The 15,010-nt window shown below is 67.5% G+C and carries 15 protein-coding genes and 1 pseudogene; 9 read left to right on the top strand and 7 right to left on the bottom strand.

The genetic code is table 11. The annotated features are described in order from the left end of the window. Together ACZ4S3_RS32595 and ACZ4S3_RS32590 are read left to right on the top strand one after the other, a co-directional pair. The coding region (locus tag ACZ4S3_RS32595) for a transposase (protein WP_467940767.1) at window positions 1–327 on the top strand (327 nt) is incomplete at its 5' end. Between the two features lie 589 nt (window positions 328–916). Then, window positions 917–1,045, top strand: a complete 129-nt coding sequence (locus tag ACZ4S3_RS32590; RefSeq protein ID WP_467940765.1) for a hypothetical protein — start codon at window positions 917–919, stop codon at window positions 1,043–1,045. 89 nt (window positions 1,046–1,134) lie between these two features. Here the strand turns inward: ACZ4S3_RS32590 and ACZ4S3_RS32585 are convergent, their stop codons facing one another. Next, window positions 1,135–1,545 (bottom strand): Rossmann-fold NAD(P)-binding domain-containing protein, encoded by a 411-nt coding sequence (locus ACZ4S3_RS32585; RefSeq protein WP_467940763.1) that lies wholly within the window; start codon window positions 1,543–1,545, stop codon window positions 1,135–1,137. Window positions 1,546–2,056: 511 nt separating this feature from the next. On the opposite strand from ACZ4S3_RS32585, the gene ACZ4S3_RS32580 reads away from it, so the two are divergent. From ACZ4S3_RS32580 to ACZ4S3_RS32565, 4 genes are all read left to right on the top strand, one after another. Further along, window positions 2,057–2,317, top strand: a complete 261-nt coding sequence (locus tag ACZ4S3_RS32580; protein ID WP_467940761.1) for a hypothetical protein — start codon at window positions 2,057–2,059, stop codon at window positions 2,315–2,317. A gap of 517 nt (window positions 2,318–2,834) precedes the next feature. Then, window positions 2,835–3,104: a hypothetical protein gene (locus ACZ4S3_RS32575; RefSeq protein WP_467940759.1), complete on the top strand. Its 270-nt coding sequence runs from the start codon at window positions 2,835–2,837 to the stop codon at window positions 3,102–3,104. 280 nt (window positions 3,105–3,384) lie between these two features. Next, window positions 3,385–4,476: a helix-turn-helix domain-containing protein gene (locus ACZ4S3_RS32570; RefSeq protein WP_467940757.1), complete on the top strand. Its 1,092-nt coding sequence runs from the start codon at window positions 3,385–3,387 to the stop codon at window positions 4,474–4,476. A 124-nt stretch (window positions 4,477–4,600) separates the two neighbouring features. Further along, window positions 4,601–5,152, top strand: coding sequence for a hypothetical protein (locus tag ACZ4S3_RS32565; protein ID WP_467940755.1), 552 nt, complete (start codon window positions 4,601–4,603; stop codon window positions 5,150–5,152). A 44-nt stretch (window positions 5,153–5,196) separates the two neighbouring features. On the opposite strand, the gene ACZ4S3_RS32560 is transcribed toward ACZ4S3_RS32565, so the two are convergent. Beyond that, window positions 5,197–7,032 carry a glycoside hydrolase family 15 protein gene (locus ACZ4S3_RS32560; protein ID WP_467940753.1) on the bottom strand — a complete coding sequence of 612 codons (1,836 nt, stop codon included), beginning with the start codon at window positions 7,030–7,032 and terminating at the stop codon, window positions 5,197–5,199. Window positions 7,033–7,606: 574 nt separating this feature from the next. Here ACZ4S3_RS32560 and ACZ4S3_RS32555 point away from each other — a divergent pair. Then, complete coding sequence (locus tag ACZ4S3_RS32555; RefSeq protein ID WP_467940751.1) at window positions 7,607–8,134, top strand: hypothetical protein; 528 nt, start codon at window positions 7,607–7,609, stop codon at window positions 8,132–8,134. Between the two features lie 225 nt (window positions 8,135–8,359). On the opposite strand, the gene ACZ4S3_RS32550 is transcribed toward ACZ4S3_RS32555, so the two are convergent. Together ACZ4S3_RS32550 and ACZ4S3_RS32545 are read right to left on the bottom strand one after the other, a co-directional pair. Beyond that, on the bottom strand, window positions 8,360–8,662 hold the full coding sequence (locus ACZ4S3_RS32550; protein ID WP_467940749.1) for a hypothetical protein: 303 nt from the start codon (window positions 8,660–8,662) through the stop codon (window positions 8,360–8,362). Between the two features lie 485 nt (window positions 8,663–9,147). Beyond that, window positions 9,148–9,804 (bottom strand): TetR/AcrR family transcriptional regulator, encoded by a 657-nt coding sequence (locus ACZ4S3_RS32545; RefSeq protein WP_467940746.1) that lies wholly within the window; start codon window positions 9,802–9,804, stop codon window positions 9,148–9,150. A gap of 91 nt (window positions 9,805–9,895) precedes the next feature. Here ACZ4S3_RS32545 and ACZ4S3_RS32540 point away from each other — a divergent pair. Further along, window positions 9,896–10,267 (top strand): annotated as a pseudogene (locus ACZ4S3_RS32540) (DUF4345 domain-containing protein); the annotation flags it as partial. 467 nt (window positions 10,268–10,734) lie between these two features. Here ACZ4S3_RS32540 and ACZ4S3_RS32535 read toward each other — a convergent pair. Then, the gene (locus ACZ4S3_RS32535; RefSeq protein ID WP_467940744.1) at window positions 10,735–11,457 is read right to left on the bottom strand and encodes a TetR/AcrR family transcriptional regulator; all 723 of its coding nucleotides are present in this window, start codon (window positions 11,455–11,457) and stop codon (window positions 10,735–10,737) included. A gap of 141 nt (window positions 11,458–11,598) precedes the next feature. On the opposite strand from ACZ4S3_RS32535, the gene speB reads away from it, so the two are divergent. Then, window positions 11,599–12,639, top strand: coding sequence for an agmatinase (gene speB / locus ACZ4S3_RS32530; protein WP_467940742.1), 1,041 nt, complete (start codon window positions 11,599–11,601; stop codon window positions 12,637–12,639). A 26-nt stretch (window positions 12,640–12,665) separates the two neighbouring features. Here speB and ACZ4S3_RS32525 read toward each other — a convergent pair whose 3' ends face one another. Then, window positions 12,666–13,499 carry an SDR family oxidoreductase gene (locus ACZ4S3_RS32525; protein ID WP_467940788.1) on the bottom strand — a complete coding sequence of 278 codons (834 nt, stop codon included), beginning with the start codon at window positions 13,497–13,499 and terminating at the stop codon, window positions 12,666–12,668. Window positions 13,500–13,847: 348 nt separating this feature from the next. Then, window positions 13,848–14,375, bottom strand: coding sequence for a hypothetical protein (locus ACZ4S3_RS32520; protein ID WP_467940740.1), 528 nt, complete (start codon window positions 14,373–14,375; stop codon window positions 13,848–13,850). Between the last annotated feature and the right edge of the window lie 635 nt (window positions 14,376–15,010).

Below are 15,010 nucleotides of genomic sequence, written 5' to 3'. Positions count from 1 at the left end.
CAGGTCCACCTGATTCTCGACAACTACGCGACCCACAAGACGCCGGAGATCAAGAAGTGGCTGCTGACACACCCACGCTTCCACCTGCACTTCACACCCACCAGTGCATCCTGGCTGAACCTGGTGGAACGGTGGTTCGCCGAACTCACACAGAAGAAACTCAAACGCGGAGTCCACCGCTCCGTCCAGGCCCTCGAACGCGACATCCGGTCCTGGCTCACCAACTGGAACGAACAACCCAGACCCTTCACCTGGACGAAAACAGCCGACGAAATCCTCGACAAAATCGCCGCCTACTGCCACCGAATCTCTGACTCAGGTCACTAGCCGTGTCATCTCCTCGCTCACTCCCCAGTTCCCGCTGGACCCGGACACGGTCGAGGCCGTCGTAGACCGCCTGAGGCATGACCGGCACCCGGCAGGCGAGCGTTACTGTCCGGCGGCAGGGCCGCCGCCTCATCGGCGGCGCGAAGCCGCTGGCCGAGGTTTCCATTTCCTCTTGACTCAGCCTGAACTGGGAGGACACTGGTTAATACACCAGACAACCGGAGAGCCGCACCGCTGGCAGAGACGTTTGCCGACAGGAGACCCTTAGCGTGGCTCTGGCTAGGCCCCCGGAGCCCCTCGACGCCGGAGACTCAGCGACGACTGAGACAGATGACGACGACGTGGGCTACCGGGGACTGTGTTTGCGAACACGCACCGCTTCCTATGGAGCGCGGTGCGTGTTTGCCGTGCGTGTGCCAGCCCGAGGTGCGTCGGGGTGATCCTCGCGGCCCACGGTAGCCGGTCGCCCTGACCCGTACGGTCCATCCAGGCTTCCGCAACGATCCTGTAGGCCTCGGCATCCTGCGCAAGGGCCGCGGCACCACCCAGTCGCCCCCCCCCGCACCTGCGGCGATGCGGGATCCGAACGGTGTTTCCGCACCCGTCCGAGCAGATAGCGGAGCCGTCCGAGCAGGTAGCGGAGCCGTCCGAGCCGATAGCGAGCGCAATCGTCGACGAGACCACCACCATCTACCAGGCCGTAGCACCCGCCTCGTAGTCATCATGCTCTGGTCAGCTCGATGATCCGGCAGAAGGGTCTGGTCCCGGCGCGAGCTCACCATGGCCAATGCGAACGACGGGTCGTATTTACCAGCAGATCTCGCCGGTGGAATCGAAAAGCCGCCCGCTTGGCCCGTTAACTGACAGGGCCAGCCGCACGATCGTCCCGTCGCTCTGCGCGGGAGTGCCGGTGTCTGTGTGATTGTTCAGCGCGGTCGCGGTGAAGCCCGGATCAAGGGCATTGACCAGGAAGTCCGGCAAGGCGCGGGCGTATTGGTAAGTCAGCATATTGAGAGCCGTCTTCGATACGGGGTAGACCAGTTCCTGCAGTCGCGACTCGATGCGCTCCGGGTCGCCGATCCGCCGTGCTACGGCATCGACGTGCGACTGGTCCGTCACGTCGAGTTGAACGAACCGCACATCGGCTCCGTCTCCCGACAGATCACGCGCGGCCGTGCGCCCCCGTTCACCCTCTCGTGCAGCGAGATAGACAGTCATTCCCTCGGCGGCCAGCAGTCTGACAGTCTGACGACTTCCCGCCCGATCCCTTGATTGGCACCTGTCACTACGGCTATCTCTGGACTGATCCTGGCTCAGGATGATTCCGCCGTGGTGGCGTTCAAGTCCACTCGGAATGACACGGTCGATTTCGGTTGCTTCGCGGGTGAGAGCAGTCCCCCGAAATTTGACAATCATCGTCCTGCACCAAGTGGGAGTGCTTGGTGTGCCTGGCTGTCCGATGTGTTTGTCGACTTCGCAGGTGAATATGCCCAGAATGAGAATGTCAAGCGCTCCGTTACGGCAGAACTCCATAAAGAGGCTCAGCTACCTACATGCTCCCGGCATGCTCCCGACCCATGGCACCCGGGGAACTCCCTTCGCCTCTGCCAGGCCATTCCCGACGACTCACCTTCGGTGCGCTCCCGGCGGCGCCCTCGCCCCCCACCCCCCACCCTCTCCCCGACCTGAAGGCCCGCGCCGTGGCCTTCTCTCTCCAGGAGCAAAGTTCATGAACCCGCAGCAAGCCCGCGACCTCGTCCATACCGTCTTTGGTGGCCAGGTCCATGCCGAGGTGACCGGCTTCCCCGGTGGCAACCTGTCCATCACTGTCATCGGCAGCCAGCATTCCGCCACCATCGACGGACACCCCGACACCGGCTGGGCCTACACCATCGACCCTGCCGAAGACGACGGATTCACCGGCCATGACAAGGCCGCCGACACCCTCGACGCAGCGCTCCGCGACATTCACCAACAGCTCGCCGGCTGAGTGGAGACCGGGAAGACTCCTCCACGAGGGCTTTCCCTGCGGTCGCGACTTGCCCCCCGAGATCGCCACCTGCTGCGGCCCGCCGCCCGGTACGTCGCCGCGAACGCGCCCGCCTTGGACCGCCCTCCTGGGGCGCCGTCACTACCGGGGCGTCTGTCGTCGGTCGGCGCCGGCATGCGAGGGCCGGTGGCGGGGCGACGGCTTCAGCGTCCGCAACAAAACCTGAACCCGGCCAGGCGGCGCATCCGTGCGCCCTGATTTGCGGACGCTTATCGCAAATCCGCTCAACGTGTGGCCCTGTGTCCGGGATAATCCGGCTACCGCCCGTGACGCGTCATGGTGCCGCTGTTGCTTTCGTGCACCCGATGAACTGCCTTTCCGCTTTCGTGACGGATGCGTCGCTCTCCGTGCATGTAAGGGGTTAAGGTCGGCATGCGAAAGGGCCCCGAGGCGGCGTCCAACCATCCCGCAGGGCCCTTCCGTTCATCTGTAGCCGCGAAGCAAAAAGGAGATGCACATGCCTCTTCGTCCGCGTCCTGCAGGTCAGCCGCTTGCAGTGCTGACCAGCGGGTTCAAAATTAGCATGCGCCATGTTTGCCACCGGCAAACATCGCGTGCTGTCGACACGACTGTCAGGATCGGCGCCGGCGCCTTCGTCGCGGCATATTCGCTGGGCATCGTGTTGATCTACGGGCCGGCCGCGGCGCCCGCCGTGGCGCTGACGGTGCCGCTTGCGGTCGCCGCAGATCGCTCCTACCTCCTCCATCGCACGGTGCGCCTGCGGTAGTTGGGATTCCGCCCCCGGTCTCCGCAGCCGTCCCGGGCGGCAGGCGGGCCGGGCTTCGCCATCCTCCCGCCGTATCCCGCACGGCCGACGCCCTGACGGTTTCGTTCCACACGATGCCAACAGCGCTCGCCGCCACGCGACGAAAGCCACCGTGCGACGAAAGCACCGCACGATGAAAGCCACCGTGCGACGAAAGCCGCCACGCGACGAAAGCCGCGCGCCGGTGACCCCGCGGTAGCCGTTCACGCCACGCAACCCTGTTCGCCCACACGGAACTTCAATGACGAAGAACAAGCCGCACCTGATCTGCGGCCACTGCAGCCGTACCTTCGAACGCCCCAAGCCCACCGGCCGCACACCGCGGTACTGCAGCCAAAAGTGCCGCAGCGCCTCGTACCGCGGCCGTACCGCCGCCCCGGCCGCGCCGCGCAGCTACGACGACGATGTCGTACGTCTGGGCCGCGCCCTGCTCACCAGGGCCCAGGCCCTGGACCACAGCGCTCGCCACCGGGTGCCGGCCCTGCCCCTGGAAGTCGTCGAATGCTGCGTCGCACTACGCCGCGACCTGGACGACATCACCGCCGTGGCCACCCGCCACGCCCACGCCCACGGAGCCACCTGGCCACAGATCGCCAAGGTCATGACCACCTCGGAGAGCACCCTCAAGGGCAATTACTCCGTGGAGAAGGTCGACAAGATCCTGGCCAAGCGGGCGGACCGGGGCCCTGCCCGGCTGCGGCGGCCGGCCACCCTCCAGAACGGCACGCGCATGCCCACCATCTCTCGGGCCAGCCCTCTGCTGCCCGGCCAGCCCGGCTACGCCCTGTCGTGCGCCCTGTCGTATCTGGGCCGTACCGGCGGGAGCCCGACGGTCCGGGAGCTGGCGGTCAGCACCGGCGTGTCGACGTCGTACATCTACCGGATCATGTCGGGGGAGCGCACTCCCACCTGGGACGTCGCGGCCGCCTTCGCCCGCGCCTGTGATGCGGACCCGGACGACCTGATGTTCCTGTGGAATGCGGCTCACGCGCTCGCCGCACCGCCACCCGCCGGCGGGCAGACATCCCCGGAAGCCGTCCGCGCCCTCCAGGCCGCACTGCGCGGTCTCCGTCTGGCCGCGGCCAACCCCGAGATACCCACCCTGCTGCGCCGCGGTACGGCGCCGCTGACCGCGAGTTCCGCCGCTGCCCTGCTGGGCTACGAGCTGCCCGCGCCCGGTTTCCTGGACTGGCCGGTGGTCAAGGCCCTCACCACCGCCCTGCAAGGGGACCCGGACACGATCCGGCCGCTGTGGGAATGCCTCGACGCACTCGCTTCCACGGCCCACGACACGCCCAACGGCCACTCCTTGCCGGCGGAAGCCTTCGGCTGACCGACGCCGAACGCGGCCACCGCACATCCCAGCACCCACGCACCCACGCACCCACGCGACCAAACGCACCTACGCATCCACGCACCTACGCATCCACGTACGACGACCACCCCTCGGGGGACCCATGCCGCCCGCACCACCCACCGCCGCCGGCACCACGCCGCACACCACCCCCGTGCGCCCGAAGCTCGGCGAGGCAGCCATCACCGTGGTCCTGCCCGCCGACTTCACCGCCTTCTGCCAGCTGCACCACGGCGTCTACCAGCAGTACGCCCAGCAGCTGATCGCCGACCACGACACGGCGGTGCTCGCCGTCCAGCACGCCCTTGGTGATCTCGCGGCCTCCTGGGCGCAGGCTCTCGCAGGCCACCGCACCACCGCCATCGCCTGGAACGCCCTCACCCGCCGCGTCCACCACGCAGCGCGTACGCCCTACCGGACGCCTGCCGGCGCCCTCCATGAGCTCGTACCGGCCGCCGAGGCCGACGCGGCCCTGCTGCATCACCTCCTCGGCCTCGGTACGGCCACCACCGCGGACACCCTCGGCGCGGAACCCGCCACCGTCACCTCACTCCTGCACACCTTCGACCGCCGGCTCAAGGACACCGGTGAGATTGCGCTGCGGGCTTGTTGGGCGGCGGCTATGGCGCCGCGGCACGACCGGCGTGCCGAATGATCAGTGCGGGGTGGGCGTCGGCCACTGCCGGGGTACTGCCTTCGTCACCCCAGCGCCCGATCGAGGTTGAACGCGGCGCTGATGAGCGCAAGATGCGTGAATGCCTGCGGAAAATTGCCTATCTGCTCGCCGGTGTGACCGATCTCTTCGGCGAACAGCCCCAGGTGATTGGCGTAGGTGAGCATTTTCTCGAAGGCGAGCCGGGCTTCGTCGATACGGCCGGCGCGGGAGAGCGCTTCTACGTACCAGAACGAGCAGATGGAGAAGGTGCCTTCCTCTCCCCGTAGTCCGTCCGGGCTGTTTCGCGGGTCGTAACGGTAGACCAGGGAATCGGAGACCAGTTCCTCACCCAGCGCGTCCAACGTGGAGAGCCATTTCGGATCGGTGGGAGAGATGAACTTGGCCAGGGGCATCATCAAAACCGAAGCGTCCAGTACATCGTCGCCTTCGTGCTGGACGAATGCCTTGCGCTCGGCGGACCAGCCGCGCTGCATGATCCGCCGGTAGATCGCATCGCGGGTCTGTGACCAGCGGAGCATGTCCGCCGGCAGGCCACGGTGGGTGGCGATCCGCATCGCCCGCTCGATTGCGACCCAGCACATCAACTGTGAGTACAGGAAATTCTGGATCTTGCCGCGGGTCTCCCATATGCCCTCGTCCGGCTGATCCCAGTTGGCGCAGACCCAGTCGACCAGCCTGCTGATGGTGTCCCAGTGATCGCTGGAGAGTGGCTGTCCCCATTTATCGTAGAGATAGAGGGAGTCGATAAGGGCACCGTAGATGTCGAGTTGGAGCTGATTGACGGCGTTGTTGCCGATCCGGACGGGCGCGGAGCCGAGGTGCCCTTCCAGGTGGAGGAGTTCTTCCTCGGGGAGTTCGCTGCGGCCGTCGATGCCGTACATGATCTGCAACGGCCCGCCGGAAGTCTGGCTCAGACAGATTTTCTCGGACAGGAAGTGCACAAAGGCCTCGGCCTCGTCGGTGAAGCCGAGCCTGAGCAGCGCGTAAATACAAAAGGCGGCGTCTCTTACCCAGACATAGCGGTAGTCCCAGTTGCGCTCGCCGCCGACCTGTTCGGGGAGGCTGGTGGTGGGAGCGGCCACGATGGCGCCGCTCGGGGCGTAGGTGAGGAGTTTGAGCGTGAGTGCGGAGCGGTGCACCATCTCCCGCCAGCGTCCGCGATAGCGCGACTGGGACAGCCACGAGCGCCAGTACCGCACCGTGGCGCCGAACAGCTCCTCCGCTTCCATCACCGCACAGGACCGCGGTTCGACCCCGCCACCGATCCGGTCGAGCGCGAAGACCGCGGCCTGGCCCTCGTCCAGCGTGAACGAGGTCCAGGCGTCCGGGCCGTCGATCTCGATGGGAACGCTCGACGTCAGTGCGAGGGAGAGATCGGGCGACGCGAAGATCGTCTGGCAGTCCGCAGCACTGACGGTATGCCCCTGCCGGCCGTAATCGAAGCGGGGAGCCACGCGGGCGGTGAACGGCAGCGATCCGCGTACGCACAGCACCCGCCGGATCAGGCGGTGCCGGTCCGCTTCGCGCGAGTCGTCGACGATCGGCATGAAGTCCTGGACCTCGCCGACGCCGTTGTCGGCGAAGAACCGGGTGATCAGGATGTTGGTATCGGGGAAGTAGAACTGCTTCGTCCGGGCGGGCACGTCCGGGGCCAGCTCAAAGGCCCCGCCGCGATCGGCGTCGAGAAGGGCCGCGAAGACGCTGGGCGCGTCGAATCGCGTGCAGCAGTACCAGTCAATGGTGCCGTGCGTACTGACGAGCGCAGCCGTGCGCATATCGCCGATCAGACCGTGCTCGGCGATGGGTGTGTAGCGGGGCGCGTCCGCCCTACTGGGGCGAAGACTCTCGCAGCTGGTCATGCGACCTCCCCGGCACTGGGGCACAGGCACTGCGTTCAGGTTACCTCTGGGGGTTGGGGGTGGCGAGCTACGGCGCTGTGGGTGGGGCTGCGGGCTATGGCTACGGCTACGGCTACCGCTGCGGCCAGGTGGGGCGCCCGCCGGCCTGGCAGCTCGCTGAAGTTGATCATCTCCAGGGGTAAGCGCGCTGTGCTCAGGTAGGTCGGCTGGACGAGCCGGTGCCCGTGTGGTGGGCCCCTCGGAGCGCGGCGACGGGGCGCGGAGGTGTTTCGGCGGCCTGGTTGTCGTCGCACTCGGTGCCTCGAGTCAGAGGACCTCCGCTCTCAAGCTCGGCCCGAACCGATCGAACGAAACGGAACGGAACCCGATGCGAGCTCCAAAATTCTTCAACTAGGGTTGAATCGGCGAGAGTTGAAGGTGGAGAGCTGGAACCTTACCCGTGTGCATGCCATGCCATGCCCATGCCATGCCTGTGCCTGTGCCATGCCCATGCCTGTGCCCGTATGCATGTCTGTGTACGTGGGACCGACACCGACTGTGAAACCGACTGCGACAAAAAGGGGGGGAGACGAGCGTGAGCAACTCACTGCTGTCACCGACTTGCTGGCTGGTCCTGGGACTGCCCTGGCCTCAGATGACCCGCGGTGGCATGGGGGAGTGTGCGCTCGCCCTGGCCCCGCCGATGATCCCGCGCCATATGCTCAGCCGCGGCGCCGGCATCGCACTCGATCTCGCTCAGGGCCTGGCCACCGACCGGCAGGCCGGGCCGGGCAGGGCGGTGTTCTTCTCCGACGTGACGCTGTTCATCGACCGCCAGGGCAAGACCTGGGCGGACCTCGGCGCCGATTACGAGGCCGTGATCGACGAACTGACCCAGGCGCCCGTCCCGCAGCTCTACCTCACCCTCTCGCAGAAGGCACACACCGTTCTGTGCGACGCCAGCCGCGACGGCATGCGGCTCTACTACCCGAGCGGCGACGTCGAGCACCTCACCCCGACAGTGCGCCAAGACGTCCACGACGAGATCGCCCATCGCCTGGCCGCCGACTGGCCTGCCTATATCCAGGACCTCATCGACCAGGGAGCCCTGCAAACCTCCTAGAGGCATGCCAAAGGCAAACACCCAGACACCCAGACACCCAGACACCCGGACACCCAGACACCCGGACACCCAGACACCCGGACACCCAGACACCCAGGAATCCCGTCAATGACCCGCCTGTCCTCGCTGAACGTCATGGGGAGGCCGAGGCAGGTGATCGCCACGAGGTCCGGGCGGCTACGGTGAGCCGCTCCCGGTGGCCGGACTCGCGAGTGGGGGTGGGGCCTATTCGAGCCCTGTCTGTGCCTTGCTGAACAGCTCACCCTCGGAGTAGAAGAACACCGCGCTGCTGCTTCCGTCAGCGCCGTAGCACGTCCAGGTGACGGGGTAGCCGTCGTCGACTCCGGTGTCACTTTCCTTCTGGCAAGTGCTGGCGTACTTGAGCAGGGTCTTCTCGCTGCTGCCGGCCTTGATCTTGTTGAATTCGGCGAGGGTCAGCGGGTCGTTGGTGAGGGCGCTGGCTTCGTAGGCGCCGACGACCACGAGCAGGCCGAGCATGCAGGCGCCGGCTATCGCGCTCTTCTTCACGGGTGGGGTTGTCCTTTTACGGGGTGCGGGTGCGGGTGCGGGTGCGGGTGCGGGTGCGGGTGGGGGTGCGGGTGGGGGCGGGGCGTGGGTTCGAGGAGTGCCCCGTAACTATTCTTGCGTGCAGTGGCGGCGCGGCAAGCACGAGCCCCATGCCGCCGGGGTAACTGCCGTCCGCCCGGCAGCCGTTGCGGTCACCTCACAACCGGCAATTCTGCGACTGCTCCGTCACCTTGCGATCAGGGGGTGGCAGGAGGCCGCAGTCCACGATGAGTGCCATGGGTGCCATGGGTGCGACGGGCGCGATGGGTGCGATGTTCCCGTAAAAACGGCGCCAAGGCCACCGCAGCATGATCACCAACTTCGACCGGCCGCTCGGACCGCCGGGCCAACGGAAGCGAAGGTCTGAATGGGGCAGTTACGGGTACGGAATGCCCCTTGGGGAGTCCCGGCTGAGGATGGGCGTCCGCGAGCCTGCGGACGGGGCGCTACGTCGGCACGTCCGTGCCGCGGCCGGGCCTTGATGCCCGTCGCGCGGGGGAGTTCCCGGTGCCGGCGAGCCGATCGAGATCCGCCACCGCTCCGAGCGCTCCCGTCAGGGCGCCGACGCACATGTCACGCAGCTCGGACCGCGTGAACCTCTCGTTCGCCAGCCAGTCCACGCACAGGGTACGAACGAACACCAGCCAGCTCATCAGGACGGCCGAAACCATCTCTCTGCGGACGTCCCCGAGTCCGGTGGCGTCGAGCAGACGTTGCCGTAGGACGGCCAGTTCGTCGGTGATGACGGCCTGGATCACTGGATCCCCGGCGAGCACGCGGTTCGCCGTGAGCACGGTGTTCTTGTTCGCAACGAAGTAATCGATGTGTGTGTCGAGTCCGGCGGACACCTGCTCGAACACGGGGGTGGTCTGGTCGAGTTCGGTATCCGCCAGCAGTCGGTCGGCGGCCTGCTGGTAGATCGCGGCGAACAAGTCGCGCTTGTTCGGGAAGTAGCGGTACAGGAGGGCGCGGGAGATGCCGGCCTGTACGGCGACGTCCTCCATGAGCACGTCGTCGTACGGCTTCGCCGCGAACAGCTGGGCTCCGACATCCAGCAGCTGGCTGCGGCGCTCGGCGGGATTGAGTCTGCGGCGGGTGGACATGTCACTCAGGTTACTTGACAGCTGTCTACTACTGGCCCTACCTTCCCCGCTAGTAGACAGGCGTCTACTAGCGGGGAAGGGGTGTCGGATCATGGCCAGGCTTCTCAAGCGGCTTGCGTCGATCATGGGGATCGCCTGCGTGGCGATCGGTGCTTTCCATTTCGTTCTCGGCATCGACTCGGTACCGGGCGAGGGATCGGCCGGTGCGACCGTCGACAGCCGGGAGCGGTACTACGGCGCGGTCTTCCTCGGGTACGGCCTCGCGTGGATCTGGGCGGCTCGGCAGTCGCCGATCCCGTCAAAGGCGGTGCGGTGGCTGGCCGGAATCTTTCTGCTCGGCGGAGTCGGCCGGATCCTGTCGATGCTCGTTTACGGCCAGCCGCAGTGGTTCCAGGTCGTCCTGACGGTCATCGAACTCGTCCTGCCCGCGCTGTACTTCTGGCTGTCGACCGCCGACGAGAAGCGGACGACAAGGGCCCGGCCAGGTGTGAGCAGAGGCAGTCCAGGGGTGAGCAGAGACAGCGGAGACACCGGAGATAGTGGAGACACCGGAGACCCCTTGAGGCCCACCACCTCCCACCGCCCAGCACCGCCGGCGAACTGAGCGAGGCGGGCAGCACACAGCAACGTGTCCTCGCCATCTGCGTCGCCAACCACCATCAGCCGGCCGAACGGCGGGGGACGGGGGAGGCGCTTCACGGCTTGGCGGCGCAGGTCCTCACCGCCGGGGTCGATGACGATGCCTACGTCGCGGACTATCGGTCAACTCGTAGACCCCATCGCCGAATTAAGCGGCGCCTCCCCAATCGCCGACACGCGACACCATGCACCATGCACCATGCACCATGCACCAGAGCCGCGACGGCGCGAGCCCGATCGGCCCCTTCGCGAATCGGTGCCGCCACTGAGGCGTGCGCAACGGCGAGTTCTTCAGGGGCGCGAGCTGGTGCGTGGGGCGCGGCGGCGTGGGGTGGGGCGGTCTGCTGGGGGTGCTGCTCCCGGCGGCTGTTCCGTGGTGGGGGGCTGCTCGGGTGGTGAGGGGAGGGGCTGGAAGGGGAGTTCGCCGGCGAAGCCGACGGCCAGGGCGAGCTGGCGGCCTGCGAGGCGTCGGGCGTGGGGCAGGGCCAGCGCGGGATCGCCGGCGATGAGGCGGGTGGCCAGGCCGGTGAGCAGGGCGAGTGCGGTGGTGGCCACCTCGTCCGGGTCGCAGTCACGGAAGACGCCTTCGTCCAGCCCGGCGGCCACGGCGGCGGCCAGTGGCTGCATGATCCGGCCGTTGAGGGCGGCCAGGCTGCGGGCGAGTTCGGCGGAGCCGGCGGCCCGCATTTCGAGTTCGGACCACAGGCGCCATTCCATGACGTCGTCGCGGGTCAGCGGCAGCCCGAAGTCGATCAGATCGGCGAACCGTTCCGGCGGTGCGGATCGTCCCTCGCCGCCGGTCTGGCGTTCAAGGCGCGCCTCCGCGGCGCTCAGGGACTGGGCGAGCGAAGCGGTCAGGAGCTGGGCGCGGGTGCTGAAGTGGTAGTGGACCAGAGCCGTGGACGCCTCGGCGCGGCGGGCGATGTCGGCAATGCGTACCCCGTCGAAGCCGTCCCGGGCGATCAGCTCCAGGGCCGCACGCAGAATCCGCTCCCGGCCGTCCATCGCGCTCATGCGCCGATCCTGCCATACCAGGGGATTGAATCCACCGGTGACTGACTTTAAAGTCAGCCGCGGCCGTCGACGTCCACCGTCGCCGTGCCCACAGGTGCGCCCGGCACCGCGCGCCTTCCGCTACGGCCCCAGGGAGATCGCATGATCCGCTACGGCCCCATGTTCGGCCCGGACATCACCTTCCTCGGCGTGGACCGCTGCACCCTCGACGAGCCCGCCACCTACCGCGACGCGGATGTCGTCATCGTCGGCGCGCCCTTCGACGGCGGTGTCTGCCACCGGCCGGGCACCCGCTTCGGTCCCACAGCGATCCGGTCCACCGACTACGGTGCCCACGACGGCAGCCGGCCCTCACTCGCGCTCCGCGTCGACGGCCTCAAGGACCTACGCGTTCTCGACGCGGGAGACGTGGAAATGTTCGCCGGCGATATCGAAGGCAGCATCAACGCCATCGAGGAGGCCGTGGCCGTCATCGCCGGATCCGGCGCGGTGCCGATCGTGCTCGGCGGCGACCACACCATCGCCCTCCCCGACATCACCGGCGTCGCCCGCCACCACGGCTTCGGCCGCGTCTCGGTCATCCACTTCGACGCCCACGCCGACACCGGCGACATCGAGTTCGGCCACCTGCACGGACACGGTCAGCCCATGCGCCGCCTGATCGAATCCGGCGCGGCACGCGGCGACCGTTTCCTGCAGATGGGGCTGCGCGGCTACTGGCCGGGCCCCGAAACCCTGGACTGGATGGCCGACCAGAAGATGCGCTCGTACGAGATGAGCGAAATCGTCGCACGCGGCCTCGACACCTGCCTGGAAGAGGCCATGGCCCTTGCCCTGGACGACTGCGACGCCGTATTCCTCTCCGTCGACGTCGACGTGGTCGACCCTGGCATGGCTCCCGGCACCGGCACGCCCGAACCCGGCGGACTCACCTCCCGCCAGCTCCTCGATGCCGTACGCAGGCTGTGCCTGGAACTCCCGGTAGCGGGCGTTGACGTCGTCGAGGTCTCGCCCCCGTACGACCACGCCGACATCACGGCCTACCTCGGCAACCGGATCGTCCTCGAGGCGCTGTCGGGGATGGCCGCGCGGCGACGGGGAGACGTATGGAATCCCGCCCGCCCCTTGTTGGACGGCCGGGGGACCCGGCCTGGAGCAGCCCAGGCCGCAAGGCAGCGATAGCGGCGGTGACATAAAAGGGTGGGCGGTCAGGTGGTCTTGATCTGGCCGCCGTCGATGACGAATTCGGCGCCGGTGATGTTTGCGGCGCGGGGCGAGGCGAGGAAGGCAGCGAGGGCGGCGACCTCTTGGGGCTCGGTGATCCTTCCGGTGGAGATGCCCATCTGTCGGGGGACAATCTCATTCATGGCTTCCTCAGGGCTGCTGCCGGAGCCGGCGGCGACGGCCTCGGCGAAGCCGCCGGGGGCGGTCCAGAACGGAGTGCGGACCGGTCCGGGGGCGATGGCGTTGACCCGCACGCCACGTGGTGCGAACTCCTCCGACAGGGCCTTGGTGAGATTGGTCAGCGCGGCCTTGGCTGCCGAGTAGTCCACCACTGAGGGGAAGGGCAACCGGGCGTTGATGGAACTGATGTTGACGATCGCCCCGCCGTCGCCGTCGCCGTCGGCAACGCCGTGACCGCCGCCGTCGCCGCCATTGGCGAGCAGGCGCGGCAGCGCGGCCCGGCTGGCGCGGACCGCGCTGAAGAAGGTCAGGTTGAAGACGCGCTGCCACTCCGTGTCATCGACCTCCAGGAAGCCGGAGCGAGGGCTGGTGGCACCGAGATTGTTGACCAGTACGTCGAGCCGCCCATGCCGGTCCGCGGCTTGGATCAGCCGGTCTGCCCCGTCCGCGTCGGCGAGATCTACGGGGACGACGGTGACGTCGTACCTCTCGCGCAGGGCGGCGAGCTCCGGGGTTTTGGTGCGACTCCCGGCGACGATGCGGACGCCCTCGCGGCCAAGCGCTTCAGTGACAGCCAAGCCGATGCCCTTGCTGGCGCCGGTGACGACCGCAACTTTGCCGGTGAGGTTCAGATCCATTGGCATTGCTCCCACGTTGAGATGCAGACGCGCAGGCCCACCACTTCAGCTCGGACTTGGGACCGGACGTCGGCTGGGATGTCAGACCGGAGGCCGGACCGGAGGCCGAACCGGACGCCGGACCGGACCTGAGAACGGGGCTTCCGCGGCCCCGCCCCTCTCTTCGCAGGCATGGCGTCATGACCTCGCCCATCCTCGTGCAGGCCACGGCCCGCCCCTGGAGCGACACCCGGGGGACCGTCACGAATCCCTCGCGCTGCATGTTCCCCGGGCCACCGGGCCACCGGGCCACCGGGCCAGTTTGAGGACTCAGACGAGAGTGCGGAAGTTTTCGCGGAGGTTCAGGAGTCAGCAGCCGGTTCTGGTCGGGGTGATCTCCACGCGGGCGTGCTGGTTCTTGCCGAGGGCGCTGATATAGGTCGCGTGCGTGACCCGGAACCAGACGTCGTCCCTGGCGCTCTCGCCGTTAACGTCGTCGAGCTTCACGCACCATTTTTCCGGCCGGACGACCCGTTTGTATGTCTCGGTGCCCTTACCGACCTTCCGGCAGTCCTGGTACCGCTCGGTGGTGTACCACGTCCTCTTGGTACGGCCGCTGCGCTTGGTGTGCTTGACCCGTTTCGTGACGGGCGTGCACTTCTTGACCATGTGGGGCCGGGTGCCCTTGATGGTCTTCTTGGTGATGTGGCGGCCGCCGTCCCAGAGCCCTGAGACGCTGTCCGTGTGCGGCCGGCCGTCCTGAACGGTCTTCTCGCTACCGTGACCGCTGCCATCGCGGTGTCCCGCGACGGCGTCCGTTCCGGCGCCGCATGCGCCGAGCCCGGCCACGAGTATCGCCGTCAGTCCGGCATGTACCAGTCGCTGTTTGCTGACCATGTCTCCCTCAGTGATCGCCAGACCTGACCGCCAGGTTTCACCCCGTCCATCCGCTGCTCATCGCCGCGGTCACAGCGAGCTGCGTCAGGCTGGGCTCCGGCCGGTCCCGGCCGGTACTCATGAACTGCGGCAAGGCACCCCCGGCACCAGGGTTCCCACGGCGTGCGGACACCGCCCGCGCCGCCGGCAGCGGTCAGCGTAGCTGATCTTCGCTCGAGGACGCTTGGACGACGAGGAGCCCAGCCTTCCGTCAGCCCATCCACACATCTAGGAGATCGCTCGGCCTAGGGTGAGCCGGCCGGGACAGCCATCACGGCATGGCTGACCGCCGACTACTTACCCGTGGGCCCTGCGCCGGTCGGACGGACGCCCACGGATTCAACGTCACCCCACAGCGACGGATCGTCGAGCGGCTCTCCGGATGACTCGCGCAGCACAGCCGTCTCGCTCGCAACTACGACGGACTCCTTGGTTCCTGCTGCAAGGCGGTGAAACGTTGGTCCAGGAGGTCAACACACTCGTGAAGACTGGGCCTCGGCACGCCGGCGCCCTCACGCATCAACGCCAGCGCCTGAATGTTGCGCTGAGCGGTGATAAGGCGGTCTGTCTTGCACCAAGTCCCCAGCGACGCCGAG

The organism is Streptomyces sp. NPDC028368 (assembly GCF_055565615.1).
The sequence above is the reverse complement of the archived record's forward strand: the minus strand, read 5'-3'. Positions and strand labels throughout refer to the sequence as shown.

Coding starts and splice junctions, on each gene's coding strand:
- ACZ4S3_RS32560 (WP_467940753.1), bottom strand. CDS start 7,032: ATGACCAGCTGCGAGAGTCTTCGCCCCAGTAGGGCGGACGCGCCCCGC.
- ACZ4S3_RS32580 (WP_467940761.1), top strand. CDS start 2,057: ATGAACCCGCAGCAAGCCCGCGACCTCGTCCATACCGTCTTTGGTGGC.
- ACZ4S3_RS32545 (WP_467940746.1), bottom strand. CDS start 9,804: ATGTCCACCCGCCGCAGACTCAATCCCGCCGAGCGCCGCAGCCAGCTG.
- ACZ4S3_RS32585 (WP_467940763.1), bottom strand. CDS start 1,545: ATGACTGTCTATCTCGCTGCACGAGAGGGTGAACGGGGGCGCACGGCC.
- ACZ4S3_RS32520 (WP_467940740.1), bottom strand. CDS start 14,375: ATGGTCAGCAAACAGCGACTGGTACATGCCGGACTGACGGCGATACTC.
- ACZ4S3_RS32565 (WP_467940755.1), top strand. CDS start 4,601: ATGCCGCCCGCACCACCCACCGCCGCCGGCACCACGCCGCACACCACC.
- ACZ4S3_RS32575 (WP_467940759.1), top strand. CDS start 2,835: ATGCCTCTTCGTCCGCGTCCTGCAGGTCAGCCGCTTGCAGTGCTGACC.
- ACZ4S3_RS32535 (WP_467940744.1), bottom strand. CDS start 11,457: ATGAGCGCGATGGACGGCCGGGAGCGGATTCTGCGTGCGGCCCTGGAG.
- ACZ4S3_RS32525 (WP_467940788.1), bottom strand. CDS start 13,499: ATGGATCTGAACCTCACCGGCAAAGTTGCGGTCGTCACCGGCGCCAGC.
- speB (WP_467940742.1), top strand. CDS start 11,599: ATGATCCGCTACGGCCCCATGTTCGGCCCGGACATCACCTTCCTCGGC.
- ACZ4S3_RS32570 (WP_467940757.1), top strand. CDS start 3,385: ATGACGAAGAACAAGCCGCACCTGATCTGCGGCCACTGCAGCCGTACC.